This window comes from Neptunicella plasticusilytica, assembly GCF_047922965.1.
Classification (GTDB): Bacteria; Pseudomonadota; Gammaproteobacteria; order Enterobacterales; family Alteromonadaceae; genus Neptunicella; species Neptunicella plasticusilytica.
Map to the genome: position 1 here is coordinate 1,834,965 of NZ_CP150481.1, position 25,889 is coordinate 1,860,853.

The 25,889-nt window shown below is 46.3% G+C and carries 25 protein-coding genes and 1 pseudogene; 17 read left to right on the forward strand and 9 right to left on the reverse strand.

Going from position 1 to position 25,889, the window contains the following annotated elements:
* Positions 1 to 106 precede the first annotated feature (106 nt).
* On the reverse strand, positions 107 to 985 hold the full coding sequence (gene nadK, locus V1467_RS07990; protein ID WP_416308265.1) for an NAD(+) kinase: 879 nt from the start codon (positions 983 to 985) through the stop codon (positions 107 to 109).
* A 254-nt stretch (positions 986 to 1,239) separates the two neighbouring features.
* Here nadK and grpE point away from each other — a divergent pair, with 254 nt between their 5' ends.
* The 4 genes from grpE (at position 1,240) to V1467_RS08010 (ending at position 6,097) form a co-directional block, all read left to right on the forward strand.
* Positions 1,240 to 1,863, forward strand: coding sequence for a nucleotide exchange factor GrpE (gene grpE / locus V1467_RS07995; protein WP_416308266.1), 624 nt, complete (start codon positions 1,240 to 1,242; stop codon positions 1,861 to 1,863).
* Between the two features lie 105 nt (positions 1,864 to 1,968).
* The gene (gene dnaK, locus V1467_RS08000; RefSeq protein WP_416308267.1) at positions 1,969 to 3,897 is read left to right on the forward strand and encodes a molecular chaperone DnaK; all 1,929 of its coding nucleotides are present in this window, start codon (positions 1,969 to 1,971) and stop codon (positions 3,895 to 3,897) included.
* An 84-nt stretch (positions 3,898 to 3,981) separates the two neighbouring features.
* On the forward strand, positions 3,982 to 5,115 hold the full coding sequence (gene dnaJ, locus V1467_RS08005) for a molecular chaperone DnaJ (RefSeq protein WP_416308268.1): 1,134 nt from the start codon (positions 3,982 to 3,984) through the stop codon (positions 5,113 to 5,115).
* Positions 5,116 to 5,413: 298 nt separating this feature from the next.
* Entirely contained in the window at positions 5,414 to 6,097 is a 684-nt protein-coding gene (locus V1467_RS08010; protein ID WP_416308269.1) for a hypothetical protein, read from the forward strand.
* Positions 6,098 to 6,170: 73 nt separating this feature from the next.
* Here V1467_RS08010 and V1467_RS08015 read toward each other — a convergent pair whose 3' ends face one another.
* From V1467_RS08015 to V1467_RS08035, 5 genes and pseudogenes are all read right to left on the reverse strand, one after another.
* On the reverse strand, positions 6,171 to 6,698 hold the full coding sequence (locus V1467_RS08015) for a hypothetical protein (RefSeq protein ID WP_416308270.1): 528 nt from the start codon (positions 6,696 to 6,698) through the stop codon (positions 6,171 to 6,173).
* Positions 6,699 to 6,775: 77 nt separating this feature from the next.
* On the reverse strand, positions 6,776 to 7,003 hold the full coding sequence (chaB, locus tag V1467_RS08020; RefSeq protein ID WP_416308271.1) for a putative cation transport regulator ChaB: 228 nt from the start codon (positions 7,001 to 7,003) through the stop codon (positions 6,776 to 6,778).
* 498 nt (positions 7,004 to 7,501) lie between these two features.
* Positions 7,502 to 8,014: pseudogene (locus V1467_RS08025) on the reverse strand (peroxiredoxin); the annotation flags it as partial.
* Positions 8,015 to 8,072: 58 nt separating this feature from the next.
* Positions 8,073 to 8,717, reverse strand: coding sequence for a ChrR family anti-sigma-E factor (locus V1467_RS08030; RefSeq protein WP_416308272.1), 645 nt, complete (start codon positions 8,715 to 8,717; stop codon positions 8,073 to 8,075).
* Entirely contained in the window at positions 8,684 to 9,280 is a 597-nt protein-coding gene (locus tag V1467_RS08035; protein WP_416308273.1) for a sigma-70 family RNA polymerase sigma factor, read from the reverse strand. The genes V1467_RS08030 and V1467_RS08035 overlap by 34 nt, the downstream gene beginning before the upstream one ends.
* Before the next feature lie 185 nt (positions 9,281 to 9,465).
* Here V1467_RS08035 and V1467_RS08040 point away from each other — a divergent pair, with 185 nt between their 5' ends.
* The 9 genes from V1467_RS08040 (at position 9,466) to V1467_RS08080 (ending at position 17,892) form a co-directional block, all read left to right on the forward strand.
* Complete coding sequence (locus V1467_RS08040; RefSeq protein WP_416308274.1) at positions 9,466 to 10,431, forward strand: YbgA family protein; 966 nt, start codon at positions 9,466 to 9,468, stop codon at positions 10,429 to 10,431.
* 25 nt (positions 10,432 to 10,456) lie between these two features.
* Complete coding sequence (gene phrB, locus V1467_RS08045; RefSeq protein ID WP_416308275.1) at positions 10,457 to 11,899, forward strand: deoxyribodipyrimidine photo-lyase; 1,443 nt, start codon at positions 10,457 to 10,459, stop codon at positions 11,897 to 11,899.
* Positions 11,889 to 12,335: a nuclear transport factor 2 family protein gene (locus tag V1467_RS08050; protein WP_416308276.1), complete on the forward strand. Its 447-nt coding sequence runs from the start codon at positions 11,889 to 11,891 to the stop codon at positions 12,333 to 12,335. Before phrB ends, V1467_RS08050 begins: the two co-directional genes overlap by 11 nt.
* A gap of 22 nt (positions 12,336 to 12,357) precedes the next feature.
* The gene (locus V1467_RS08055; RefSeq protein ID WP_416308277.1) at positions 12,358 to 13,149 is read left to right on the forward strand and encodes an SDR family NAD(P)-dependent oxidoreductase; all 792 of its coding nucleotides are present in this window, start codon (positions 12,358 to 12,360) and stop codon (positions 13,147 to 13,149) included.
* Between the two features lie 5 nt (positions 13,150 to 13,154).
* Positions 13,155 to 14,426: an NAD(P)/FAD-dependent oxidoreductase gene (locus V1467_RS08060; RefSeq protein WP_416308278.1), complete on the forward strand. Its 1,272-nt coding sequence runs from the start codon at positions 13,155 to 13,157 to the stop codon at positions 14,424 to 14,426.
* Positions 14,423 to 15,253: a DUF1365 domain-containing protein gene (locus V1467_RS08065; RefSeq protein WP_416308279.1), complete on the forward strand. Its 831-nt coding sequence runs from the start codon at positions 14,423 to 14,425 to the stop codon at positions 15,251 to 15,253. The genes V1467_RS08060 and V1467_RS08065 overlap by 4 nt, the downstream gene beginning before the upstream one ends.
* 104 nt (positions 15,254 to 15,357) lie before the next feature.
* The gene (locus V1467_RS08070; RefSeq protein WP_416308280.1) at positions 15,358 to 16,620 is read left to right on the forward strand and encodes a class I SAM-dependent methyltransferase; all 1,263 of its coding nucleotides are present in this window, start codon (positions 15,358 to 15,360) and stop codon (positions 16,618 to 16,620) included.
* A complete protein-coding gene (locus tag V1467_RS08075; protein ID WP_416308281.1) occupies positions 16,620 to 17,174 on the forward strand; it encodes a DUF2878 domain-containing protein in 555 nt (184 codons plus the stop codon). Before V1467_RS08070 ends, V1467_RS08075 begins: the two co-directional genes overlap by 1 nt.
* Positions 17,161 to 17,892, forward strand: coding sequence for a hypothetical protein (locus V1467_RS08080; RefSeq protein ID WP_416308282.1), 732 nt, complete (start codon positions 17,161 to 17,163; stop codon positions 17,890 to 17,892). The genes V1467_RS08075 and V1467_RS08080 overlap by 14 nt, the downstream gene beginning before the upstream one ends.
* Before the next feature lie 278 nt (positions 17,893 to 18,170).
* Here V1467_RS08080 and V1467_RS08085 read toward each other — a convergent pair whose 3' ends face one another.
* Complete coding sequence (locus tag V1467_RS08085) at positions 18,171 to 19,550, reverse strand: class II fumarate hydratase (RefSeq protein ID WP_416308283.1); 1,380 nt, start codon at positions 19,548 to 19,550, stop codon at positions 18,171 to 18,173.
* A 375-nt stretch (positions 19,551 to 19,925) separates the two neighbouring features.
* Between V1467_RS08085 and acnA the strand changes: the two genes are divergently transcribed.
* Positions 19,926 to 22,664, forward strand: a complete 2,739-nt coding sequence (gene acnA, locus V1467_RS08090) for an aconitate hydratase AcnA (protein ID WP_416308284.1) — start codon at positions 19,926 to 19,928, stop codon at positions 22,662 to 22,664.
* 94 nt (positions 22,665 to 22,758) lie between these two features.
* Here the strand turns inward: acnA and V1467_RS08095 are convergent, their stop codons facing one another.
* Together V1467_RS08095 and yciH are read right to left on the reverse strand one after the other, a co-directional pair.
* Complete coding sequence (locus V1467_RS08095) at positions 22,759 to 23,559, reverse strand: response regulator (RefSeq protein ID WP_416308285.1); 801 nt, start codon at positions 23,557 to 23,559, stop codon at positions 22,759 to 22,761.
* Positions 23,560 to 23,582: 23 nt separating this feature from the next.
* The gene (gene yciH / locus V1467_RS08100; RefSeq protein WP_416308286.1) at positions 23,583 to 23,909 is read right to left on the reverse strand and encodes a stress response translation initiation inhibitor YciH; all 327 of its coding nucleotides are present in this window, start codon (positions 23,907 to 23,909) and stop codon (positions 23,583 to 23,585) included.
* A gap of 177 nt (positions 23,910 to 24,086) precedes the next feature.
* Between yciH and V1467_RS08105 the strand changes: the two genes are divergently transcribed.
* Genes V1467_RS08105 through V1467_RS08115 form a run of 3 tightly spaced genes read left to right on the forward strand, consistent with a single transcriptional unit; the run spans position 24,087 to position 25,805 of the window.
* On the forward strand, positions 24,087 to 24,539 hold the full coding sequence (locus V1467_RS08105) for a GNAT family N-acetyltransferase (protein ID WP_416308287.1): 453 nt from the start codon (positions 24,087 to 24,089) through the stop codon (positions 24,537 to 24,539).
* Between the two features lie 3 nt (positions 24,540 to 24,542).
* On the forward strand, positions 24,543 to 25,343 hold the full coding sequence (locus V1467_RS08110; RefSeq protein WP_416308288.1) for a S1/P1 nuclease: 801 nt from the start codon (positions 24,543 to 24,545) through the stop codon (positions 25,341 to 25,343).
* A gap of 15 nt (positions 25,344 to 25,358) precedes the next feature.
* Entirely contained in the window at positions 25,359 to 25,805 is a 447-nt protein-coding gene (locus tag V1467_RS08115) for a TerB family tellurite resistance protein (protein WP_416308289.1), read from the forward strand.
* Positions 25,806 to 25,889: the final 84 nt, after the last annotated feature.

Consider the following 25,889-nt stretch of genomic DNA (forward strand, 5'->3'; position numbering starts at 1 on the left):
ATCAGATGATAAGTGCTGTTGAGATGGCCGAAAGTGCCCATTTGACACAACCGGGCCAGAGCCGTTTAGCTACTAGGTAAAAAAGCCAGTCTATCTAGTGCCAGATTTAGTAGAGCTTGCTTCCCCATCCCAGTTTATTTCTTAATACTTTGAAATAGTTGTAGTTTTCCGGATGGATCAACGAAAGTTTATCCTGACTTTTGCGAATGCGTATTTCATCACCCGGTAATACCGACAGGGTGACATGGCCGTCGCAACTAATTTGCAGGGTTTCGGTATTATTTTCCGAAACTTTGAGACAAACAGTACTGTTCGCATCGACCACTATCGGGCGGCAACTTAATGTATGGGGGAACATCGGTACCATCACCAGTGCGTCCAGATTGGGAGTCAGGATGGGCCCACCGCCAGACAGCGAGTAGGCGGTAGAACCTGTGGGAGTGGCAATAATTAACCCGTCCGAGCGTTGACTGAAGACAAAATTGTTATCGATATAAACTTCGAATTCTATCATGCGGGCAACTTTACCCGGGTGCAGCACGGCCTCATTGACTGAAGAATTGTGACTGTTCATTTTACCGTGGCGATAGACTTCGGTTTCCAGCAAAAAACGTTGTTCGGTTTTAAATTTGCCGGCAAAAATATTATCCAGTTGCGGTTCAAAATCTTCCGGATCGAGGTCGGTTAAAAAACCCAGGTTGCCCCGGTTGACACCAACCACAGCCACATTAAAACGGGCCAGTACCCGAGCGGCGCCGAGCATGCTGCCGTCACCCCCGATTACAATGGCTAAATCAGCCTGTTCGCCAATAGACACCACATCGGCGATATCGTAGCCGTTGCCGTCAAGCTGACGCGCAGCCGATTGCTCTACAATTACCCGGCAACCACGTTGGCGCAAATAGGTCAAAATGGCCAGCAAGCTATGATTGGCGTTGGGATCATCAGGTTTACCAATGACACCTATTGTCTTGAAATTACTCATCTTTATAGTCTGTAGAAGGGTTATTTATACGGCAATTTATCAGCGATAGACGAATATAGCATGGAACAGACAGCAAATATCAACTTGGTCATTGCAAAATTCCCGGTAAGAAAAATGACAAAATGGCTTGAATGCCAAAAATATAGCCTTATATAACAGAGCAATCCCAAGGCATGTGTCGTAAAGATAAGCAGGCCCTTATGTGATGAATACGTTTAAATTTAACCCCTTAAAAAAGAAGTATGGAGTGGTGCATGACTAACAAACAGCAGCCCCAGGAATCGACAGAGCAGGAAGCGGCTCAACAAGACCTGTCCGAACAGGAGCAGATCGAACAGGCTGACGTTGAGCAACAACAGGTATTGTCTGCTGAGCAACAGCGTATAGACGAACTTGAGCAAGCATTGGCGGCTTCGGAAGCCAAGTTGGCAGAGCAGAAAGATTCGGTATTACGGGCTATTGCCAATGCGGAGAATACCAGTCGCCGTGCTGAAGGCGAGATTGACAAGGCACGTAAGTTTGCGCTGGAACGTTTTGCCTCCGAGTTGCTGCCAGTCGCCGATAATCTCGAGCGGGCGCTGCAAGTGGCTGATGCGCAAAATGAACTAGTTAAACCATTGCTTGAAGGCGTGGATTTAACCCTTAAATCATTCCTGTCAACAATAGAGAAGTTTGGGATCAAACTTGTCGATCCGCAGGGACAGCCTTTTAACCCGGAACTGCACCAGGCGATGAGCATGCAGGAGAGCGCCGAGCATCCCGCCAACACGGTACTAGCCGTGATGCAAAAGGGTTATGAATTAAATGGTCGTTTGTTGCGCCCCGCGATGGTGGTGGTATCCCGAGCGGCGGAAGGTGGGATAGATACCGAAGCCTAAGGTTTTGGTAAATGAACAAATATTTTTAGCTTGGTAGTTGAAAATGTTCAGAATAACCCCACTAAATCAACAAGTATTTTTAAAGTTTAATTTGGAGAACAACTAATGGGTAAGATCATTGGTATAGATTTAGGTACAACCAACTCATGTGTGGCAGTACTGGATGGTGGCAAAGCGAAAGTCATTGAGAACGCAGAGGGTGATCGCACAACTCCCTCCATTATTGCTTATGCTCAAGATGGTGAAACATTGGTCGGTCAACCTGCCAAACGTCAGGCAGTAACTAATCCGAACAACACCTTGTATGCAATCAAGCGTTTAATTGGTCGTCGCTGGGAAGACAAAGAAGTTCAGCGCGATATTGACATTATGCCGTTCAAAATCATTAAAGCGGATAACGGTGATGCTTGGGTTGAAGCCAAAGGCGAAAAAATGGCACCGCCGCAGATTTCTGCCGAAGTGTTGAAAAAAATGAAGAAAACCGCCGAAGATTATCTGGGCGAAAAAGTCACAGAAGCGGTAATTACCGTTCCGGCTTACTTCAATGATTCACAACGTCAGGCAACTAAAGACGCCGGTCGTATTGCTGGTTTAGAAGTTAAACGTATTATCAACGAGCCAACTGCGGCGGCGTTGGCTTACGGTATGGACAAGAAAAAGGGCGACCGTGTGGTTGCGGTTTATGACTTGGGTGGCGGTACTTTCGATATCTCTATCATCGAAATTGATGATGTAGAAGGCGAGCACACCTTTGAAGTACTGGCGACCAACGGTGACACCCATTTGGGTGGTGAAGATTTCGATAACCGTTTAATCACTTATCTGGTTGACGAATTCAAGAAAGATTCAGGCATGGATTTGCGTAAAGATCCATTGGCTATGCAGCGCCTTAAAGAATCTGGTGAAAAAGCCAAGATTGAGTTGTCTTCGGCCCAGCAAACAGAAGTTAACTTGCCGTATATCACGGCTGATGCTTCCGGACCTAAGCATTTAACCATTAAAGTGACCCGTGCCAAGCTGGAGTCATTGGTTGAAGATATGGTTAAAGCTACGTTAGAGCCGTTGAAACAAGCATTGAAAGACGCTGATTTATCTGTTTCTGATGTACACGATATTATTCTGGTGGGCGGTCAAACCCGTATGCCACTGGTACAAAAGTACGTCACTGACTTCTTTGGTAAAGAGCCACGTAAAGATGTTAACCCTGATGAAGCGGTTGCTGTTGGTGCTGCGATTCAAGGTGGTGTATTAGCCGGTGATGTGAAAGATGTATTGTTGTTGGATGTAACACCATTATCTTTGGGTATCGAGACTATGGGTGGTGTGATGACCAACCTGATCGAGAAAAACACCACGATCCCGACCAAGAAGTCACAAACCTTCTCAACGGCTGAAGATAACCAGTCTGCGGTAACGGTTCATGTCCTTCAGGGGGAGCGTAAGCAAGCTTCTGGTAACAAGTCGCTTGGTCAGTTCAATCTGGAAGGTATTCGTGCTGCGATGCGCGGACAGCCACAAATCGAAGTTACCTTCGATATCGATGCTGACGGCATTTTACACGTTTCAGCCAAAGACAAAGACACAGGTAAAGAGCAGAAGATTACCATTCAGGCGTCTTCCGGTCTGGACGAAAACGAAATCGAGAAAATGGTTCGTGATGCTGAAATGAATGCTGAAGCGGACAAGAAATTCGAAGAGTTGGTTCAGGTACGTAACCAGGCTGACGGTATTATCCACGGTACTCGCAAACAGGTAGAAGAAGCCGGTGATGCATTACCTGCGGAAGACAAAGAAAAAATCGAAGCTGCGGTCAGTGATTTGGAATCAGTCTACAAGTCTGATGACAAAGCCGATATCGAAGCCAAGATTCAGGTAGTGATTGAAGCGTCTGCCAAGCTGATGGAAATAGCCCAGCAACAGGCAGCAGCTCAGCAGGCTACTGATGGTGCGGAAGCGCAGCAAGATGCTTCATCACAGGATGATGACGTGGTTGATGCCGAGTTTGAAGAAGTAAAAGACGACGACAAGAAGTAATTTCTGTCACAAGTCATAAGTGGATAGAAATGGGGAGTCGTTTTCGCGCTCCCCATTTATCTATATTGGAGACACAGAATTAGTATGTCGAAACGTGATTATTACGAAATCCTTGGTATAGCCAAAGACGCCTCTGATCGAGATATCAAGAAGGCCTATAAACGTCTGGCGATGAAGTATCACCCGGATCGTACTTCCGGCGATAAGGGTCTTGAAGAGAAATTCAAAGAAGTACAGGAAGCCTATGAAATCCTGATCGACGATCAGAAACGGGCAGCTTACGACCAATATGGCCATGCCGGCGTTGATCCTAACCGCGGTGGTGGCGGTGGCGGAGCCGATTTTGGTGATATCTTTGGTGATGTGTTCGGTGATATTTTTGGTGGCGGCCGTCGTGGTGGCGGTGGCCAGCGGGTGCGTCGTGGTGCCGATTTACGCTACAACCTGGAATTGAGCCTGGAAGAAGCCGTTCGCGGTAAAGATGTTGAAATTCGGGTGCCCACCTTAACCGGTTGTGACGAGTGTGATGGTTCCGGTGCTAAAAAAGGCAGCAAGCCTACTACCTGTCCTACCTGTCATGGGCAGGGCCAGGTGCAGATGCGTCAGGGCTTTTTCGCCGTGCAGCAAAGTTGTCCAACCTGTTCCGGCAAGGGCAAAATTATTGGTGACCCTTGTCGTAAATGTCACGGTCAGGGCCGCGTCGAGAAAACCAAAACCCTGTCAGTCAAAGTACCGGCCGGAGTCGATACCGGTGATCGCATTCGCTTGAGCGGTGAAGGTGAAGCCGGTGAGCAAGGTGCACCAGCGGGTGATCTATATGTGCAGGTACATATCCGCGAACATGATATTTTTGTCCGTGATGGCAACAATCTATACTGCGAAGTGCCTTTGAGCTTTACTCGTGCGGCATTGGGTGGTGATATTGAAGTACCCACCTTAGATGGCAAAGTGAAACTGAAAATCACGCCAGAAACCCAAACAGGACGAATGTTCCGGCTGCGTGGAAAGGGTGTCAAATCGGTACGTAGCGGTGCTGTTGGTGACTTGATGTGTAAAGTGGTGATAGAAACACCGGTTAACCTTAGCACCAAGCAAAAAGAACTGCTGGAAGAACTGGACAAGTCGATGGGCAGCGGTAAAGACACTGCCAAACACCGACCCAAGGAAACCGGTTTTTTTGACGGTGTGAAGAAATTCTTTGATGATTTAGCCAAATAACCTTTAGCGAGATCACTTAGTAAACTAAAGGCCGCTAAAGTCTGTTTAGCGGCCTTTTGCTGTTCTGCAAGTTTACACCTGATGATTTTTTGTACTGATTGATGTCGATTTATTTTACATCTAAACGACATTTATCGGACTTGTAGCTCTAAGTATTTAAAATTTTATTTATTTAAAACAATGGCTTATTGTTTTTATTGCGGCTATTTCAAAAGGCTGGCTCATTCTTTGCTCTTGAACTTGCGAATTATCAATATCATGCAGGATATTGGTGTCGTAATTTAACAAGGATAGCAGTATGAAAAACCTGATTAGTAAGTTTGCCGCAGTTACCACCCTCAGTCTTATAACCACTTTTTCACAAGCCGCTTTAATTGGCTCAATTGCTCATGATTATGGTAGTCAGCAGTATGTACCCAGCAGTTTGAATGCAGCCAATAGCTGCGACACGTTAGGAGCAGATTCGGTCAACATTAACGATACAGCAAGCGGCTGTGGTCGTTTTTATGACTATTTTGATTTTTCATCTATTGAGTTTGATGAGGTTGAAAAATTTGTACTGACGCTGACATTTAGTAACGCTTTTGATCTGGAAATTGATGAAGTTGAAATAGATCTCGGCTTTTTTTCGTTTACCGTTGATATGCCAAATGTGGAATTCTGGATGGTAAGACCGGGCGCTTCCGCATCCTCGGGTAGCGGTTACGATTATGATCATGATCAAGCTATTTTAAGCAACGTATTTACCGGCGAATTTACCTTTGATGAAACTAATACCGGCAATACTATTTTCCAAAATATGCTGGATAACAGAAATTTCTCGCTAATGTTTGCTGAAGAGTCTATTGGTAGTGACAACTTTAATTTGTACGATGCCAAGCTGGATATTTACGGCACCGCCCAAGTACCGGAGCCCGCACCTTTAACTTTGTTTTTACTCGGGTTAATGACACTTGGTTTAACCAGACTACGCAAAAACTAGCTCTTGTTCACTGGAACATAAAAAGCCGCTAAATTTAGCGGCTTTTTTGTCTCCGATAGACTACAGCAAGACGTTACAGGGTTTCAGACATCGATACAGCGGTGCGTTTTAACAATGCTCTGGCATGTTCAATCTGGCTATGATCTTCGGTTTGTACCACCACAGTCCACTGATTATGTGCTGCGGCGTGGCGGGTTTTGTTAATTAGCGGGTCATGATCAGGGCGCAACGACACCACGCCAGCCAGCAATAGTCCGATAAATGCGCCTATAATAGCAAAGGCGGACTGCATCATAACCGGGCTTGATGTGGCAAACTCGTATTCATTCAAAATCAGCAACCACGCGCAAAACAGGCCGACTACCAGGCCGAGCACACCAAACACCAGGTGTGACTTGATCAATGTTCCGCGAATACCTTTGACATCCGGTTCTACCTTGTAGCCGAACTTGTCGTCATTGGGGTGAACAAGATTAATTTCGTCGACGGCGAAATGTCCCTCGTTAACCAGTAAATTGATTGCTTCCTGGGCGGCGGCTTCCTGTTCATAGATTGCGGCCACCTTGCCAGGGTGTTGCTCATCGATAACATTCAGGTTCATTGTTGTTCTCCTTAAGTAAGGTTTTAACGCAGAAACAAGATTAATTACGACTTGATGATTATCAGTAAATTGGTCAGTTAACGCTTTACCCAGTCATCATTGTCGTTCTTCCTATAGCTCTGTTTAACCGCAGCCCAGGCGACTTTATGTGCGACCTCTTCACGGCTCTGGTCTTCTCGCCGGTCTTGCGGATCCCGGTATTGATCCCAGGCACTGTTAAACGCTTCCTTATATATTTCCTGGGCGTGTCTGGGGAGTGCATTGGTGACGGATTCCGGCAAATCATGCAAGCGATCATAAGGCATCAGACTCTCCTCAATACGATTTAATTACATAGTCTGCACTGCAATCTTTGTTCCAGTTATGTAAAGGCGATACAAAGGGGTTATACCAATCCGTATCAACAATTGCCCTTTCAGAATGCATCCAGCGGTATTTGAACAAGGCGTCGCTATGCAGAAAAGGTGGTTCCCTTTTAAGTAGCGAGAACGCAGAGCAAATGCCGCTGGGGCATTTCCTTCGGACGAGTTTTAAACGGACTTACTCTGCGTTGCTTAAATTCGAAAGAGCACCACTATTACTTCATACAAGCGTCTTGATTAAGTCCGTTTAAATTCTCGCTGAGTGGGCAATTGTTGATACGGATTGATATTAGATATGAGGATTGAAAAGGTGAGTTGTAAAAAATAACCAGGCTGGGTATAAAAGTTACACAATCAGGATGCCACGCGCAGAATAAATTGAAGCGGAGAATGACAGACCAGATGATATATTCTGGCCTGTCAATAAACTTAGCGGTTTTGCAAGAAATTTAACATGGTATCCGCATCAGATACTTCGAAGGGATCAATCGGGCAAAGATCACCAAAGTCTGTTTCGCTGAAAGCTTGTATAATTTCTCCATCTTCTACATACATAGAATAGCGCCAGCTACGCATTCCGAAACCCAGATTACTTTTGTCTACCAGCATACCCATTTTGCGGGTGAATTCGCCATTACCATCCGGCAACAAGAAAACATTTTTAGCATTCTGACTTTTGCCCCATTGATACATAACAAAGGCATCGTTGACTGAGATACAGACTATTTTATCCACGCCTAACTGTTTGAATTGTTCAAAAAGTTCTTCATAGCGGGGCAGGTGGCTGGTCGAACAGGTGGGAGTGAAGGCTCCCGGTAACGAAAATAGCACCACATTCTGTCCGGCGAAAATTTCATCAGTGGTCAAGTCTTTCCATTCAAATGGGTTGGGGCCCCCCAGCTCATCATTGCGTACGCGGGTTTTAAAGGTCACTTTAGGGACGTGCTTGATCATTATGTTTCCTTAGTTTTTTAGAAGATAAATCTACGTTATAAAAATAGTTGTTATCAGGTCAACGTAAAAATGGATTGAGCATACGGCCAAAAAAACCGGTCATTTTAAGTGGCGCGTCGATTACCGCAAAACAGATACAATCCCCCTCGTCATGTGCTTTAGGCTGGTGCACCGTGGTGGTATCGGTCTGGATAAAATCACCAATATGGTACCGTCCGGCATTGTCCGAGAAGCTGCCTTGCATCACCAGGGTGTATTCGTTGCCTCTGTGTGTATGTACCGGGAGTTCTTTCCCTGCCGCTATTTTGTATAACTTGGCTGTGTAGCGGCTATCTGAAAAAGGTAAGTTAATTTCCTGAATAGCGCGAATAAAGCCAGACCAGGGCAAGTGTTCGTAATCTCCGTCAACAAAGCGCTTCAATGGCGTCGGAATAATAGATGAAACGGCGTTTTGTGTTTGTATCTTCGGCGCTGCAGCTGGTTGGTCGAGTTTTGCCAGTATGCTATCGAGCAGCCCTTCAGTAACCGGCAGTTCAGCATTATGTTGCAGTAACTCCCCTCCGACCTGTTCAAACAGATTCTGACGGTTCCTGCATTGGGGGCAGTTTTCCAGGTGACAGGCCAGCATCAACCCAAGCGCATCGGGCATCTGGCCAGCGCTGAAGCGGATTAGAAGTTCGTCAGTAGGATGATAATAAGCCATGTCATGTTTTCTTTTGCTAGGGTATCCAGTTTCTTCATTGCCAGGCGCAATCTTGATTTGATCGTCCCTAACGGGATATCGAGCGCAAGGGCTATTTCGCTATGTGATTTATCTTCAAAGTACACATAATAAATTAACTGCCGTTGTTCGTCGGGCAGACTGTCAATTAATATACGGGTGATATTGCGATCCAGATCACTTTCCAAGCTACTTTCCAGCAATTGTCCTGAAAACTCGGGAAAAATATCATAAGACTGAATTTGCTCAGGCCGTTCCTTACGCAAGAAATCGATGCGTTTATTTCTGATAATGCGAAATAACCAGGTGATAGCCGATGCCTTAGCCGGATCGAACTGCTGGGCCTTGTTCCAGATAGTGATAAAGCACTCTTGCACAATTTCTTCAGCATCACTGTCACTGGCTCCACATCGACGCGCATAACCTTTCAGTTTGGCGGACGTAGCATTAAAAAGTTGGATAAAAGCATGACGATCCTGATGCTGTGCGATAGCGATAATCAGCGCTTCGACATCGGGTTCAGCCTGCTTGTTTTGATCAATCAATAGTCAATTCCAAAGTAGATGGACAGCTCGAAAAAGAGTGGCGCGACAGGGACATATTCTACGCATAGGCTAATTGGCTGTGCAACGCGTAATAGCAATTTGGTCTTTCATTGTGATCCGTTCTGGTTTGCGTTGCGTATAACGGGTTAATCATCTTTGGCTTGATACTTCAGCGGACAATCAAAATGGATAAATGCAGCAATCATTCAACCGCTAACAAACCTCTGCTTGGCATTAGCGCCTGTCTTACCGGAGCTGCAGTCAGGCATAATGGCGGTCACAAGCAGTCGCGTTACTGTACCCAGATATTATCCCGCTATGTTGACTTTAAACCGATCTGTCCGGAGGTGGCAATTGGTCTTTCGACCCCGCGCCCGGCAATTCGGCTGGTGGAAGCTGGTGGACAGGTCAAGGTTCTGCAAACTCATCACCCTGAACAGGATTATGCGCCGTTGCTCAATCAATACGCGCAACAAGTCGCTCCCGCCTTACAAGATCTAAGTGGTTTTATTTTTATGCAAAAATCGCCCACTTGCGGTCTGGGGAGTACGACGCTTTATACCGAAAAAGGTTTTCCCAAATCCAGTGGTAACGGTGTTTTTGCGGAGCGGTTAACCCAGCTGTTACCTAATTTACCTGTGACTGAAGCAGGACGCCTGAATGATAGCCGTTGTCGTGAAAATTTTATGCTGCAGGTGTATGCCTATTTTCAATGGCAAAGCGAAGTTTTGCCCAATCTGTCGATGGCGACCATACAAGCTTTCCATCACCGTTATAAACTGCCATTGCGCGCCCACAGTGAAGTGGTGTGCAAGCAGTTAGGGCAATTGCTGGCTGATCCAAACCCGACGGATTTAACCCTTGTGGCACAGCGCTACATTGGTGATTTTATGCAGGCAATGAAAAAACTGCCTAATCATCATCATTATGCCGACTTGTTAATGCGAATATATAAAATACTCAGACATGACCTGGATGGGTCAGAAAAGCAGCAATCGATGCAGATAATTGAACATTATCGTCAAGGTATTGTTCCTTTGATTGTACCGATGACGATGTTGAAATTTTTCACCCAAAAATATCAGGTGCGCAGTGATTCTGCCGTTTGGGATGCCTATCCCTTTGAACTGGGACTACAAAATGCTATCTAGATTTGACTGTCAGTAAAGGAGTGTTATGCGCAATTTAGTTTGGCTTCGTCGCGATTTACGTACCCGGGATAACCCGGCGCTGTTCACTGCCATGCAGCAGGGAGCCACACAGGCAATCTATTTTATTACACCTGAGCAATGGGATAGCCACGATTGCTCACCTGCTCAACGCTCCCTGATCAAAGGACAGCTGCTGAAACTGTCACAACAACTGACCGAGCTGAATGTGCCGTTACAGATAATTCACTGCCCATATTTTGCTGATATTCCTGCATATCTGGAGCGCTATGTGAATGAACAGGGAATTCAGCAGCTGTTGTTTAACCACCAATATGAGTGGAATGAAATGCACTGCACTCGTCAGGTTGTCAAGATGGCTCGCAGTAACGGCATTGCAGTCAATGGACTACATGATCAGTGCATTATCACGCCGGGACAGTTAACAAACGGGCAGGGCGGATGTTACAAAGTCTACAGTGCATTTAAGCGGGCTTTTATGGCTAATTTTTTGACTTTAAGCCGCGAAACCTATTCTCTTCCAAAACCTCAAAAAAAGATCGGACTAACAAGCGACATCGATGCGCTGCATCAGTTTGATGTCGAGTGGAGCTGGCAACTGTTATGGCCGGCTGGTGAGGACGAAGCCCTGGATAGGCTGGATCATTTTCTTGAGCAGACCGTTAACCAGTACAAGGACAATCGGGATATCCCGTCTGTTGTCGGTACCAGCGGTTTATCGCCTTACCTGGCTATTGGTGCTATTTCGACAGCACAATGCCTGCATGCTGCATTGCGTTTTAATCGCGGTGAGCTGGATTCGGGCAATCAGGGCGCATCCAGCTGGATCAACGAATTGATTTGGCGGGAGTTTTATCGGCATTTGATTGTCGCCTATCCTGACTTGTGTCGACATAAGCCGTTTAAACCGGATACCGACAACTTGCCCTGGCGCCATGATAAAAAGCTTTTTGCTGCCTGGTGTGAAGGGCGAACCGGCTTTCCAATTGTGGATGCCGCCATGCGTCAACTCGTCAGTACCAGCTGGATGCATAACAGGTTGAGAATGATTACAGCGATGTTTTTGACCAAGCACCTGTTTATCGACTGGCGATGGGGAGAACGTTTTTTTATGCAGCATCTGGTCGATGGTGATCTGGCTTCCAACAACGGCGGTTGGCAATGGAGCGCGTCAACCGGTGTCGATGCGGTGCCTTATTTCCGGATTTTTAACCCGACCCGCCAATCCCGGCGTTTTGATCCCGATGGTGATTTTATTCGTAAATTTGTGCCGGAACTCTCTCATCTGGATAGTAAGTCGATTCACCAACCCACTGTGGCTCAGGCGATTTCTGCTGATTATCCTTTGCCCATAGTCGATCACGTTAATGCTGTTGCTCAAACCAAGGCCAGTTTTAAGCGGCTCAACGAGCAGTCTGAAGCCTTCCCGGAGTTTCATTATGAACACTGATCTGAATAAAAGCAGACAACTGATATTAGCGGTGCAAACCTTGTTCGAACAAATGGACAAACCTGATTTTGAGCCTTCGTCGTTTGATCAGGTTTACGCCAGTCACATCCATTTCGAAGACAGCTTTCATCAGCTCGAAGGGCTGGATAATTTCAAGCAATACTGCGCCAGCCTTTACCAAAACCTGCAATATTGCCGGTTTAGCTTTCATTCTTTTATCGTTGAACCCGGACAGGGCATGACCAGATGGACAATGGACTATGCCCACCCACGATTAAATGGGGGACGCAACATTCAGGTCGACGGCTGCAGTTTTTTGCAGTTTGAAGACAAGGTTGTAATGCATCGCGATTATTTTGATGGTGGGCAGTTGCTTTATGAACATGTGCCTGTGTTGGGAAGACTGGTTAAATTTGTCAAACATCGGATGGTCTGATGCAGATCAATAAGGATGCGCAATGAAACTGCAGCAAATGAAAAATATCTGGATTGTGGGTGCATCCAGTGGCATAGGTGAAGCCTTGGTTAAAGAGCTGGATCAGCCAGGTCGCCAGTTATTTATCTCGGCAAGACGTAAACCTGTATTAGATGAAGTGGCTAAACAATGTCAATGTAGCTGTTTGCCATTGGCGATGGACATGACCGATGACGACTCGCTGGATAACGCCGTTCAACAAATTGGGCGGGTTGTCCCTTCTCTGGATATGGTTGTTATTAATGCCGGAACCTGTGAATATCTGGATGCCTCGTCACTGGATATTGAGCTGGTTCGACGGGTGATGGAAACCAATTTCTTTGCTATATTGAAGGTGGTTAAAAAAGCGCTTCCTTTACTAAAAAACTCTCAGGTCTATCACGCCGATGCCACGGCACAACTGGTGTTGATGTCCAGTAGCATTACCTATCAACCCTTACCCAGAGCGGGTGCCTATGGCGCTTCCAAGTCTGCGCTACGTTTTTTTGCCGAGTGTTTACAGGCTGATTTACAGCATAGTGATATTTCTCTTAGGTTAGTCAGTCCCGGATTTGTTAAAACGCCTTTAACCGCTAAAAATGACTTTCCAATGCCTTTCCTGATCAGTGCCGACGAGGCTGCCAAGCGGATAGTTAAGGGACTGGGATCCAGTCGATTTGATATTCATTTCCCGTATAGATTAACCCTATTACTCAAAGCGGTCGCGTTATTGCCGGACGGGATAAGATTAAAGCTGGTTAGCCGCTTATCCCGCCAGCAAGAAAGTGCAGGATAATACTCATGAATGACGTTAAAGCACAAAATATTGCCATTATTGGCTCCGGAATATCCGGCTTGACGGCAGGCTATATATTGAGCCGGCAGCACCAAGTTACCTTGTTTGAAGCCAATCATTATCTGGGTGGACACACTCATACCTTCGATGTTGATCTGCAAGGCAAAAACTATCCGGTTAACACCGGATTTATCGTGTTCAATGACTGGACCTACCCCAACTTTATCCAGCTAATGGAGCAGCTTGGAGTAACCAGCGAAGCATCCAATATGAGTTTCAGCGTCCGTTGCGAGAACAGCGGTCTTGAATATAACGGCAATAATCTTGATACCTTGTTCGCCCAACGCAGAAACCTGCTGCGCCCTCGATTTTGGCGGATGATCCGCGATATTCTGCGCTTTAACAAGCACAGCATTCAGGCGTTACAAGATAATGCCGTTGACGATGGTGAAACTGTTGGTGCTTTTTTCCAACGTCACGGCTATTCCGAAGATTTTATCAACCTGTATATCATTCCGATGGGTGCGGCGATTTGGTCGGCGTCTTTTGATGTCATGCGGGAATTCCCGTTGCGCTTTTTTCTGAGTTTTTTTAAAAACCACGGTTTATTGAGTGTTGATAACCGTCCGCAATGGCGGGTTTTAAGTGGAGGTTCGCGCGCCTATATCGGTCCATTGAGTCGCCCGTTTGGCGACAATATTCATTTGAATTGTCCAATTGTATCGGTAAAGCGCGCTGCGGATAGTGTTTTGCTTACTACCCAAAAAGGCGACCAGCACCAGTTTGATCAGGTTATTTTTGCCTGTCACAGTGATCAGGCGTTACATATGCTGGCTGATCCCAGTGCGGAGGAAAACCAAATATTGGGTGCAATTCCCTATCAAATGAATGATGTTGTATTACACACCGACAGCAAGCTCATGCCAAAGCGCAAAAAAGCCTGGGCCAGCTGGAACTATCATCTGCCACAGCGCACCAGTAATTGCGCGATGCTGACTTACAATATGAATATGCTGCAGAATTTTGATGACGCGCCATTGCCATTGCTGGTAACGATGAATCGTAATTCCGAGATTGATGCTGACAAGATTATTCAATGCTTTCAATACAGTCACCCGGTATTCAGTCTTGATGGTATTGCCGCTCAGCAACGTCATCATCAAATCAGCGGACAGCGGCGGACCCATTATTGCGGGGCGTACTGGTTTAACGGTTTTCATGAAGATGGGGTAAATAGTGCATTGCGAGTTGTAAAGCAGTTTGGTTTGACGTTATGACGACCCAAAAAATATTAACCCCGGCAATGAATAGTGCCGTTTACAGCGGTTTTGTCCACCACCGGCGTTATGCGCCCAGCCAGCATCAATTCCGGTATCCGTTGTTTATGTTATATCTGGATCTGGATGAAATACCCCGGCTGGCCGAGCAGAAATGGTATTTTTCGATGGAACGATTTAATTTTCTCAGTTTCCATCGCCAGGATTATTTTCACCCCCAACAAACCAGTCTAAAACAGGCGGTGGTTGACAAGGTGACGGGCTATTTTGAGCATGCAGGATTAACCAAGCCATTCATTAGCCAGGTTTGTATGTTGGCTCACGTGCGCTACCTGGGGTTCATATTTAACCCTGTTACGCTGTATTACTGCTACGATCCGCAGCAACAGCTTACTGCCATCCTGGCGGACGTGGCCAACACGCCATGGGGCGAAAGTCATGCATACGTTTTACCGATCAGTCATCTTTGTGATCAGGTCGAGTACCAACCTGAAGGACGGAGTCGACATCGATTCAGGTTTGCTAAAGCTTTCCATGTTTCACCTTTTAATCCGATGAATATGCATTACGGCTGGCTAATTAACGAACCAGCGCAAAGACTGGAAGTGTATATCGAAAACCTGCAATATCAGCCAGATAATGACCAACCTGACAGGCGCTTCAGTGCTGCGTTAACGATGCGCCGCCAAAGCCTTGTAGACGATTTGGGCCGTTGTGCTATTGCCTATCCGTTGATGACATTGCAGGTCGTTACAGGTATTTATTGGCAGGCCCTGAAATTATGGCTGAAACGCACGCCATTTTACCCCCACCCCGATTCAAACTGAGCCGTTCTGTATCGCTAAAATTTACCCTTGTTGATGATCCAAATCGATATGTTGTACGTAAAACAGGTTAATTATCGCTAATAAAATCAAAAATGGAGTGGTAGATGCCCAGTACAACAATTCCGGCAACGGTGAATAAGACTCGACATCATTGGTCTGTACTAGTCTCGAAAAAGCTGGTTCTGGCCCAGCTCAAAAATATAAAAGTGGGTTGTTTAATAATAAAACAGCACGGACAAAGCTATCATTTTGGACAAAGATTACAGGACAGCCACTCTCTCTACGCCGAATTACATATCCACGAACCGCGATGTTATGTTGATATCCTGACCGGTGGCAGTATCGGCGCGGCTGAAGCCTATATGAGTGGAGACTGGAGTTCACCGGATTTAACCAGACTGGTGCAACTGATGGTCACCAATATGGATGTGCTGGACAGCATTGAAGGTGGGGTAGCAAGATTTTCACGCCCTGTGCTTAAACTTATGCACAGGTTGCGCGCCAACACAGAAAGAGGTTCCAAGCGCAATATCGCTGCCCACTATGATTTGGGTAATGAGTTTTTCTCGCTATTTCTCGATCCAACCATGATGTATTCGGCCGGTATTTTCGCGGATAAACAAGCAACCATGGAGCAGGCCTCGCTGCATAAACTCGATGTTATTTGCCAAAAATTGCAGCTTGTCGAGGATGACCATTTACTCGAAATAGGGACCGGTTGGGGCGCTTTGGCCATTTATGCTGCACAGCACTATGGTTGCAGGGTCACGACAACGACGATTTCTGAAAATCAGTATCAGTTAACGCGCAAAAAAATTGCCGACGCGGGTCTGGAGAACCGGATTACCCTGTTGAAACAGGATTATCGCCAACTCACCGGCCAGTTCGACAAACTGGTGTCAGTGGAAATGGTTGAGGCGGTCGGCTGGAAATACTTTGAGCAATTTTTCGGCCAATGTTCATCGTTACTCAAAGCCGACGGGTTGATGCTGATCCAGTCTATTACTATTGCCGACCAACGTTATCAACAAGCCAAACGCAACGTTGATTTTATCCAGAAGTATATTTTCCCCGGCGGTTTTTTACCCTCGGTACAAGCGTTACTTGGCAGCGTATCGGCGGCAACAGACATGCGTTTGTTGGCCCAGCAGGATTACGCCGAGCATTACGCGCAAACACTTAAATGCTGGGCTGATAACTTTTACCTGCATCGTGACCAGATCAAGGCGCTGGGTTATAACGATGAATTTATGCGCATGTGGGAATACTATTTGTGTTATTGCGAAGGTGGATTCAAACAGCGGGTGATTGGCGTATCACACTTGTTATTGGCTAAACCCGAATGTCGGCTGGATAACATTCGCTGATGTCAAATCAGGCTAATACCGACACAAGACAACATGCGTGGTCGGATTTAGTTATAAACGCGCTGTTGTTCCAGGTAATCTGGTTTATCGCCATTTTTGGTCCCTGGTACCTAGCAGTCGTTCCTTTGCTGTTATTGTTGTGGCATTACATTAAAACCAGCCAAAGCAGATTTATCGACAGCATGATGCTGCTGGTGGTCAGTACTTACGGTTTGGCAGTGGATTCGCTGATGAGTTTGGTTGGGTTATTCGAATTTGACCCTCAGCAGGCTTTATTCGCTAACGCTATCCCGTTATTTTTGCCGATTCTGTGGCTGGCTTTTGCCATGACCATTCATCGTTCACTCTATTGGCTGGTGAACAAATCCGGATGGTTTATCCTATTGTGCGTGTCGATAGGGCCGTTGTCCTATGTGGCTGCTCGTAGCGCATCGGCGGTTGTATTTGATCATCAGACACTGATTTTTATTGTCATTGAATGGTTAAGTATTGGGTTTTTGTGTGTGGGGCTAAACCACTACGTGGACTCGGGGGACAGTAATGACAGACGCTAAATTACTAACGGCTATACTGACTGTCAGTACGCTGTTTAGTCCTTATTGTTATGCCGCACAATGGTTTGTTGATGGAATCGCCTATGCGCCAAACAGCCAACAAACTCTTTATACTGAACATCATCAAGTTAGCGTTGACCAACTGGGACAAACACTCCAGTCTAAAGTGTTGTATCGGTCGCCGGACGGGCAGCAGTTTGCAGACAAAGTTATCGATTATCGTCATAGTCAAACGGCGCCCGATGTCCTTTTTTCTGATCATCGCAATCAGACCCAAATTGAGGTGGTTAACAAGCCGCAGAGTATTGTTATCACCTATACAACGGCAGGCAAACAACAGCGGCAAAGCGTCGGTTATAAAGCTGAAGACAAGGTTGTGATCGATGCCGGTTTTAACCATTTTGTGTTGCAACATTGGTCTGCGTTGCTTGCCGGCGACAAGATCGTTTTCGCCTTTTTAGCTATTGATCGGGCCAAGCTGATTGATTTTAGCGTCGAGAAAATAGCCCAAACGGCAGATAAGCTGGAATTGGCGATAAAGCCTGACAGCTTTTTTATTGGCTTGCTGGTTGATCCCATTGTACTCAGTTATTCACGCCACTCACGGCAGCTACAAACTTATCAAGGGCTGACTAATTTGCAGCGGGCCGAAAAGGGACAGTTAAAATCAGGCAACTTTGTTGCGCGGATTGAATATGTTTATCAACAGCAACACTAGGGCGCGTTGATCTTTGGTGTGTGTTTTTGCAGCAGTTTGTAGCGTATTTATACAAGGCAGAGCGAGTGTGGTGTAGTTATTTCTACATGAATGAGCGATAACGCGGTAGAAATGCGCTACAAACACTGCCCTCACGGTTTTAAAGAAAGGGGTTCAACCCAACACCTTCTGCTCTTTGTTGCCGGATTTTGACTTAGACCCACTAGGCCTGCAACCCGGCGTCGCGACCAGAAGGTGTTGGACTTGAACAAAATTCATACACCAAAGATCAACACGCCCTAATTGCTATAGGGTTTCGCCAGATGCAACGGGTCGAGCAAGTCTTTAAGTCGCTGCTCGTCAAGGTCGGTTTCCTCAAGCGCTATTTCCAATACTGTTTTACCTTCCTTGTCTGCGCGTTTGGCAATTTTGGCCGCATTTTCGTAACCAATTTCACCATTTAATGCTGTCGCCAGGATCGGATTCTTATTTAATGCGTTGTTGGCATGTTGCTGATTAATCATAAAATCGGTAAACACCTTACCGGTTAAGCTGGAACACGCACCGGCAAGTAGCTCTATGCTGCGCACCAGTTTTTCGGCAATCAGCGGTAACATCACATTCAACTGGAAATTGCCCGATTGAGCGGCAATAGTGACACTGGCTTCGTTACCGATAATATCAGCAGCAATCATCGCCACAGCCTCCGGAATAACCGGATTGACCTTACCCGGCATAATCGACGATCCTGGTTGCAGCGCGGTTAGCTGGATTTCTTGTAAGCCAGCGACCGGTCCTGAATTCATCCAGCGCAAATCGTTGGCCATTTTAAGCAAGGCAACGGCACAGGATTTAAGCGCCGACATTAAATTCAAATGATGTTCCTGACTGCTCATGTATAAGGCCGGAGTGGTGGCAGCTTGCCAGTTTACCGGATCAAGCTGGCGTAGTCTGTCGCAGCAGTGTCGTGCAAATTGCTGATCAGAATTGACGCCGGTGCCAACAGCTGTGCCGCCCAGAGGCAAATGATGCAATTCTGTTTCTGCCTGTTCAATGCGATGCTGCGCCGTTTCCAGTTGCTGTTGCCAGCACTGTATTTCTTGGCCAAAGGTAATCGGCATCGCATCCATTAAATGGGTGCGACCGGTTTTAACATTATCACTATACTGAACTGCCAATTCGCCCAACCTTTGAGTCAGTGATTTAATTGCGGGATAAAATTGTTGGTGCAGTAACCTGACCGAGCTAAGCTGAATGGCGGCAGGGATTACATCGTTGCTGCTTTGCCCCATATTGACATGGTCATTGGGATGCACTTTTTGGCCCAGTTTCTCGGTAGCCAGAGTGGATAATACTTCGTTCACATTCATGTTCGAGCTGGTTCCCGAACCGGTTTGAAACATATCCAGCGGAAAATGCTGGCTAAAATCCACCAGCTTGCTTTGCTGCGCGGCCTGTTGAATGGCCTCGGCGATATTGGCCTCCAGCAGTCCCAGTTGATGATTTGCCTGTGCGGCGGCCGCTTTTATATCGATAACTGCCTGGATTGTGGGGGCAGGAAAAGGACGCTTGGAAAACTGGAAATTATCATGCGCCCGTTGGGTTTGCGCCTGATAGTAAGCATCTGCCGGTACTTTTACGTCGCCCATGCTGTCATGTTCGGTTCTATATTGACCCATTACTCCTCCCTTAAATTTTATGCTTAGTATGTTAGGGTAGTACAAAGAGCGTGTTTATCTTTCATAATCGCCACTGCTGGCGGCAATTTTTTCTTCTCACAAGGCAGAAAATGCGCGAAGAGTGGTTCTCTTTAAGCGTTTGATAACGCAGAGAGAAGGAAAAATAGCCCCAGCCCCTTTCGTTAAGGTAAATGGGGTTGAGTCTGAAAATTCCTCACTCTTTGTTGTAAACAGATTTATTTAGGTGGCTAAACTACACTGTTTACAACAAAGAGTGAGAAATTTTCATTTCTCAACAGTGGTGAAGATGAAAGATAAACACGCTCTTGGCTTAGCATGACGCAGTAATAAACTTTTTAAGGGAGAAAATCATTAATGACCAATTCGATGCAATGCTTGAATCAAATTGAGATTAACGGTGAGCAATGTCATTACTACAGTTTTGACGGGCTGGCGGACCAGTACGATCTTTCCCGTTTACCCTTTGCCGCTAAAATTTTACTGGAAAATTTGTTACGGCATGCGAATAGCGATTTTGTCCAGTCTGGCGATATAGAGACACTTGCCAAATGGGATGTAGATAACTGGCAGGACACCGAAATTGCTTTTGTTCCTTCCCGCGTGATTTTACAGGACTTTACCGGTGTGCCTGCGGTGGTCGACTTGGCTGCCATGCGCGATGCCATTGTGACAATGGGCTCAAAAGCCGACAAAATTAACCCGTTAAACCCGGTAGAGCTGGTGATTGACCATTCGGTGATGGTGGACGTGTTCGGTCAGGCTGATGCCATGCAGCAAAATACCGCGATTGAGATAAAGCGTAACCATGAACGCTACCAGTTTTTACGCTGGGGACAACAGGCGTTTGATAACTTTAAAGTGGTACCGCCGGGACGGGGTATTGTGCATCAGGTGAATCTGGAATATTTGGCCCGCGTGGTGTTTGTTAAGCCGGACGATAATAATTTGCTCTATCCCGATACACTGGTGGGTACCGATTCGCATACCACCATGATCAATGGCTTGGGCGTTCTGGGATGGGGCGTAGGCGGTATAGAGGCAGAAGCGGCGATGTTAGGTCAGCCAGTAACTATGCTATTACCGGAAATTGTCGGCTTTAAGCTAACAGGTAAATTACCGGCCGGTGCGACTGCCACGGATCTGGTATTAACCGTCACCGAAAAACTGCGCGCCGCCGGCGTGGTGGGTAAATTTGTGGAATTTTTTGGACCCGGGGTGGATGAACTTACCTTGGCGGATCGGGCCACCATTGCCAATATGGCTCCCGAATACGGCGCAACTTGCGGCATTTTCCCCATTGATCAGCAAACTGTCGATTATTTGCAGTTAACCGGACGTGATAGCGAGCACATTGAACGTATTAGTGCCTATTTAAAAGCGATGGATATGTGGGGAACCGCTTCCCAGCAAAACGCAGTTTATCATAGTACCTTATCTTTGGCGTTAGAGGATGTGGTGCCTTCCATTGCCGGACCCAAGCGCCCGCAGGACAGAATTTCACTTGATCATGCCGGTGCGGCTTATCGTGACTGGCTGGATTTGCAAAACGGGGTTAAATCAGCTGATTCCGATAAGGATGAAAGCGGCTTCGAGAGTGAAGGCGGGCATCCTTCAGCCCAACTACCCGCCAGTGACGGCAGCAGTGGGGTGCCTTGTCGCTATGATGGCGAAGATTTTGTACTCAAGCATGGCGCAGTGGTGATCGCAGCGATTACCAGTTGTACTAATACGTCTAATCCTTCAGTACTGATTGCCGCAGGCTTACTGGCCAGAAATGCCAGAAAACGGGGACTGGATGTTAAACCCTGGGTCAAAACCAGTTTTGCGCCGGGCTCACAAGTCGTCACCGATTACCTGCTCAAATCCGGATTAAATGATGATCTGGATGCGCTGGGTTTCCAGTTGGTCGGGTACGGCTGTACTACCTGTATCGGTAATTCGGGGCCATTGCCGAGTGAAATCAGTGATGCTATCCATCAGGGAAGTTTGTCGGTCAGCTCGGTGTTATCCGGGAATCGCAATTTCGAAGGACGTATTCATCCCGAAGTTCAGGCCAATTATCTGGCATCGCCTCCTTTGGTGGTTGCCTATGCGCTGGCGGGCAATATGAAAATGGATATCACTACCGAATCACTGGGGGATGATCCGTCCGGCAAACCGGTATATTTGCGAGATATCTGGCCAGACAGTCAGGAGATTAAACAGATTATTGAAAAAGTGATCGATAGTTCGATGTTTGTATCCCGTTATGCTGATGTATACAGTGGCAATAAAGATTGGCAGGAACTGGAAGTAGTCGAGAGTCAGAAATACGATTGGCCGGATTCTACCTATGTCAAACTACCACCTTTTTTTGACAATATCAGTGCCGACGTCCCTGAGATTAACGATATTCAACATGCCCGCTGTCTGTTAAAACTGGGGGATAGCGTTACCACCGATCATATCTCGCCGGCAGGTTCAATCGCATTGGATAGTCCCGCCGCCGAGTATTTGCAAGGAGAGGGGGTTTCACCTAAAGATTTTAATTCTTATGGCTCCAGACGAGGCAATCATGAGGTCATGATGCGTGGCACCTTTGCCAACGTCCGGTTACGTAATTTATTGGCGCCCGGAACCGAAGGATGCTGGACGCGTTTAATGCCTTCCGGCGAGCAGATGAGTGTATTTGATGCCGCGATGCATTATCAACAGAACAACATTCCGTCGGTAGTGTTAGCAGGCAAAGAGTATGGTACAGGTAGCTCGCGGGACTGGGCCGCCAAAGGACCTGCGCTATTGGGGGTGAAGGCGGTGATTGCACAAAGTTACGAGCGCATCCACCGTTCCAATCTGGTTGGCATGGGAATTTTGCCGCTGCAATTTATGCCTGATGACAGTGTCGATTCGTTAAAGCTTACCGGTGAGGAGCAATTCAGTATTCCTGCTGTTAAAGCCGGGCAGAAGACGGTCAAGGTAACGGTGCTGGACGGACAGGGCAATGAACGTTCCTTTGAGGTCAAGATTCGAATCGATACCCCGAATGAATTCAGCTACTACCAGCATGGCGGCATATTGCATTACGTGCTGCGAAATCTGGCAAGTAATAAATAGCTCACTATTATTCGTCTTCAAGCAAAAGGCCATAGCAGGTTGCTATGGCCTTTTGATTTTATTCTGAATCCAGTCCCGGTTTGATACAAGGTATTTAGGCGTTTAACAGGCTAATTAGCATTTTTCGTACTTCAGCCGGTTCAAAAGGTTTGTCGCACAGTGCGTTGATACCCGTTTGGTGAATATTACTCATATGCGCCGAATTGGCTTCAGATGTGACCATAATGATCGGAATATGCGAGGTAGCCTGATTGTAACGAATAAATTCAGACAACTCGCGTCCGTCCATTTCAGGCATATTGTAGTCGGTGACCACTAAATCAAAGGCTTCATCTTTGAGTTTAGTCACTGCAAAAGCCCCATTTTCAGCTTCCTGAATGTTTTTCAGACCCATACCTTCCAGTACCCGCCGGATATGGTTGCGCGCCAGTTTGCTGTCATCAACTAATAGTACGCGAACATCATGAATATCAAATAATTCCAGATCCACTTCTTCGGCATTGATCAGGTCCAGTGTGGCATGCAGAGCCCGGGTTAAATGGATCGGCTCAAAGGGCTTAGGTAAAATAGCAACCACGCCGGATTGTTTGAACTCTTCCAGTTTCGTCGGGCGAAATTCACTGGAAATGAGCATAAAAGGAATTGAACTGGTTTGTTCCTGTGATTTCATTTGTTGCAATAATTCAATGCCGGTGCCATCGCCAAAATACATAGCGCTGACCACCAGATCGACGCTGTGCTTACGCAATTCTTCTGCAGCTTCATTGATAGATCCTACCGCCTCGATCTGGCCTACATTCTCGTTGACCAGCATTGTGGTGATAATCTTACGTTGGGTATCTGATGGCTCGACTAATAAAATACTTAAATCTGACAGGGCAATATGATGATCCATTCAGGATTCCTTAAAATGAAAACTCAGCCTCCGGCAAGTTTAACCGTAAAACCTCGTTGTTGCAGGATTTGCATGATTTTTTCGCGATTATCGCCTTGAATTTCAATCACACTTTGTTTGATTGCGCCACCCGTGCCGCATTTTTTCTTCAGCTCGCTGCATAGCGATTTAAGTTCGTCATCTGTCATGCCCAAACCGTCAATGGTGGTGACACCTTTGCCCTTGCGTCCTTTGGTTTCCCGCCGGATCCGCACAATGCCATCTCCTTTGCTGACAGCTTGACTGACTTTTTGCTGTGCTATTTTGCCACCATCGGTGCTGTAAACCAGACGGCTATTTGTGTCTCGCATAAATTTTATAACCAGGCCGAATTCTGATGCGGCGATTGTATAAAAAATAGTGTTGTATTCCTATGCTTTAGCCAAATAAAAGCCGTTTAACGGAATGAATTTGAAGTTAAGTGGGGTGGTGATTAAGCGGCTAATAAGGCAAGATCATCAGACTACAAGTCATGGAGAAATGAACAGATGACAAATGTCAGAATTAGAAAAGCCTCATTGGAGGATGTACAAAAATTAGTTGAATTTAATCAGGCCATGGCGCTGGAGACTGAAGGAAAAAGTCTGGATAGTACAACATTGACTGCCGGTGTCGAGACACTGATTAAACGCCCGGAGTACGGTTTTTATCTGGTCGCGGAACAAAACAATAGTATTGCTGCCGGTTTACTGGTTACCTATGAATGGAGTGATTGGCGCAATAGCCTGTTTTGGTGGATCCAGAGTGTTTACGTTACTCCCGAGTATCGCCGCCAGGGCCTCTATTCGTCGCTATACCAGCGCGTTCAGGAGATGGCTAACGCAGAAGATAATGTCTGCGGATTCCGCTTGTATGTGGAAAAAGAAAATACCAAGGCCCAGCAAACTTATCAGGCGCTAGGGATGTCGGAGTGTGAATATTTTATGTATCAGAGTAACTAGCTCATGAAAAAATGCTTTATATCTTTGTTGTTATTGTTGCCGTTGCAGTGTTTGGCGTGGGGCAGCAAAGGACATGCAACCGTTGCCGATATTGCCTGGCAATTCCTGACGCCCGAAGCCCGTCAACAAGTTGATATGTTGCTTAAATCCTATCCGTTTGAATCTTTGCAACAGGCTGCAAACTGGCCAGATCATATTCGCAAACAGGATGAGTTCAAACACACCGGCAATTGGCATTATGTCAATTTGCCCCGTGATGCAAAGTATTATCTGGCATCCAGAGACTGCGCTCAAGGTTGCGTAGTGAAAGCTTTTAATCTTATGCTGCAGCAACTCTCGAATGCTGCGGATATAAAAAAACGGGCCGAAGCATTGGCTTTTGTTATCCATTTTGTTGGCGATATGCACCAGCCTTTGCATGTTAGCTATGCTGATGACAAAGGCGGGAATAGTTACCCGCTGATCTTCAAAGGTGAAACCGTTAATCTTCATTACTATTGGGATACGCTGGTATTAAGTGAAGATCCCGACGATGCTGCGTTAGCCAGCAGCCTGATTCGCGAAATGCCTGACGCACAAATTGTTGACTGGCGAGAGGACGATGCACAGGTCTGGATTGACGAGTCCCGCCAGATAACGGCACAGATTTACGCCAATGCACCCGATAAAGTGACTGACATTATGTTGCAACAGGATCGTCAACTGGCCCATCAACGTTTGATAAAAGCCGGCGTGCGTTTAGCGTTTCAATTGAACCAAACACTCAAATTGCACTCAATTGCAAAAGCACATTCATCACAATAATCACGGGAGATTAATTTGCTAAATAAATTGCTGCTCTGGTTTGAGCAAAATCTATCTAATGCACAAGATACGTCGTCTGAGCATACACTCAAACTCGCAACCGCGGTGATGTTTTATGAATTAATCCGCGCCGATAACCAGATACAAGATGCTGAATTGACGTTGCTAAGACAGTTGCTCGAAGAGCAGTTCCAATTGCCAGACGAGGAGTTGGATGAGTTGATGGACTCGGCGAATAAGCATGCTGAAGAATCGGTTGATCTAGTCCAGTTTACCCGAGTTATCAATGATCAGTGTGACCTGGAGCAAAAACAGCAGTTCATCAAGAGGTTGTGGCAGCTTGCGTATGCAGACCAGCAGTTGGATGGGCATGAAGAACACCTGATCCGTAAAGTAGCTGATCTGATTTACGTCAGTCACAGTGATTTTATCAAAGCAAAGTTGTCTGTTGTGCCCGACTAGGTGGTCAATTGCGCATGATGACTCTGTTTTGAGACAGGTTAACCTATTGATTATAAATGTTTTTTAAATCAAAACTGGGCTGAT

Bases quoted from the DNA above. Each gene is read 5' to 3' on its own strand.
- V1467_RS08080 (WP_416308282.1), top strand. From the start codon at position 17,161: ATGACAGACGCTAAATTACTAACGGCTATACTGACTGTCAGTACGCTG.
- yciH (WP_416308286.1), bottom strand. From the start codon at position 23,909: ATGCGAGACACAAATAGCCGTCTGGTTTACAGCACCGATGGTGGCAAA.
- nadK (WP_416308265.1), bottom strand. From the start codon at position 985: ATGAGTAATTTCAAGACAATAGGTGTCATTGGTAAACCTGATGATCCC.
- V1467_RS08010 (WP_416308269.1), top strand. From the start codon at position 5,414: ATGAAAAACCTGATTAGTAAGTTTGCCGCAGTTACCACCCTCAGTCTT.
- V1467_RS08095 (WP_416308285.1), bottom strand. From the start codon at position 23,559: ATGGATCATCATATTGCCCTGTCAGATTTAAGTATTTTATTAGTCGAG.
- V1467_RS08015 (WP_416308270.1), bottom strand. From the start codon at position 6,698: ATGAACCTGAATGTTATCGATGAGCAACACCCTGGCAAGGTGGCCGCA.
- chaB (WP_416308271.1), bottom strand. From the start codon at position 7,003: ATGCCTTATGATCGCTTGCATGATTTGCCGGAATCCGTCACCAATGCA.
- V1467_RS08070 (WP_416308280.1), top strand. From the start codon at position 15,358: ATGCCCAGTACAACAATTCCGGCAACGGTGAATAAGACTCGACATCAT.
- V1467_RS08085 (WP_416308283.1), bottom strand. From the start codon at position 19,550: ATGGGTCAATATAGAACCGAACATGACAGCATGGGCGACGTAAAAGTA.
- V1467_RS08055 (WP_416308277.1), top strand. From the start codon at position 12,358: ATGAAACTGCAGCAAATGAAAAATATCTGGATTGTGGGTGCATCCAGT.
- V1467_RS08030 (WP_416308272.1), bottom strand. From the start codon at position 8,717: ATGGCTTATTATCATCCTACTGACGAACTTCTAATCCGCTTCAGCGCT.
- V1467_RS08105 (WP_416308287.1), top strand. From the start codon at position 24,087: ATGACAAATGTCAGAATTAGAAAAGCCTCATTGGAGGATGTACAAAAA.
- acnA (WP_416308284.1), top strand. From the start codon at position 19,926: ATGACCAATTCGATGCAATGCTTGAATCAAATTGAGATTAACGGTGAG.
- V1467_RS08040 (WP_416308274.1), top strand. From the start codon at position 9,466: ATGGATAAATGCAGCAATCATTCAACCGCTAACAAACCTCTGCTTGGC.
- V1467_RS08075 (WP_416308281.1), top strand. From the start codon at position 16,620: ATGTCAAATCAGGCTAATACCGACACAAGACAACATGCGTGGTCGGAT.
- V1467_RS08060 (WP_416308278.1), top strand. From the start codon at position 13,155: ATGAATGACGTTAAAGCACAAAATATTGCCATTATTGGCTCCGGAATA.
- dnaK (WP_416308267.1), top strand. From the start codon at position 1,969: ATGGGTAAGATCATTGGTATAGATTTAGGTACAACCAACTCATGTGTG.
- grpE (WP_416308266.1), top strand. From the start codon at position 1,240: ATGACTAACAAACAGCAGCCCCAGGAATCGACAGAGCAGGAAGCGGCT.
- V1467_RS08110 (WP_416308288.1), top strand. From the start codon at position 24,543: ATGAAAAAATGCTTTATATCTTTGTTGTTATTGTTGCCGTTGCAGTGT.
- phrB (WP_416308275.1), top strand. From the start codon at position 10,457: ATGCGCAATTTAGTTTGGCTTCGTCGCGATTTACGTACCCGGGATAAC.
- dnaJ (WP_416308268.1), top strand. From the start codon at position 3,982: ATGTCGAAACGTGATTATTACGAAATCCTTGGTATAGCCAAAGACGCC.
- V1467_RS08050 (WP_416308276.1), top strand. From the start codon at position 11,889: ATGAACACTGATCTGAATAAAAGCAGACAACTGATATTAGCGGTGCAA.
- V1467_RS08065 (WP_416308279.1), top strand. From the start codon at position 14,423: ATGACGACCCAAAAAATATTAACCCCGGCAATGAATAGTGCCGTTTAC.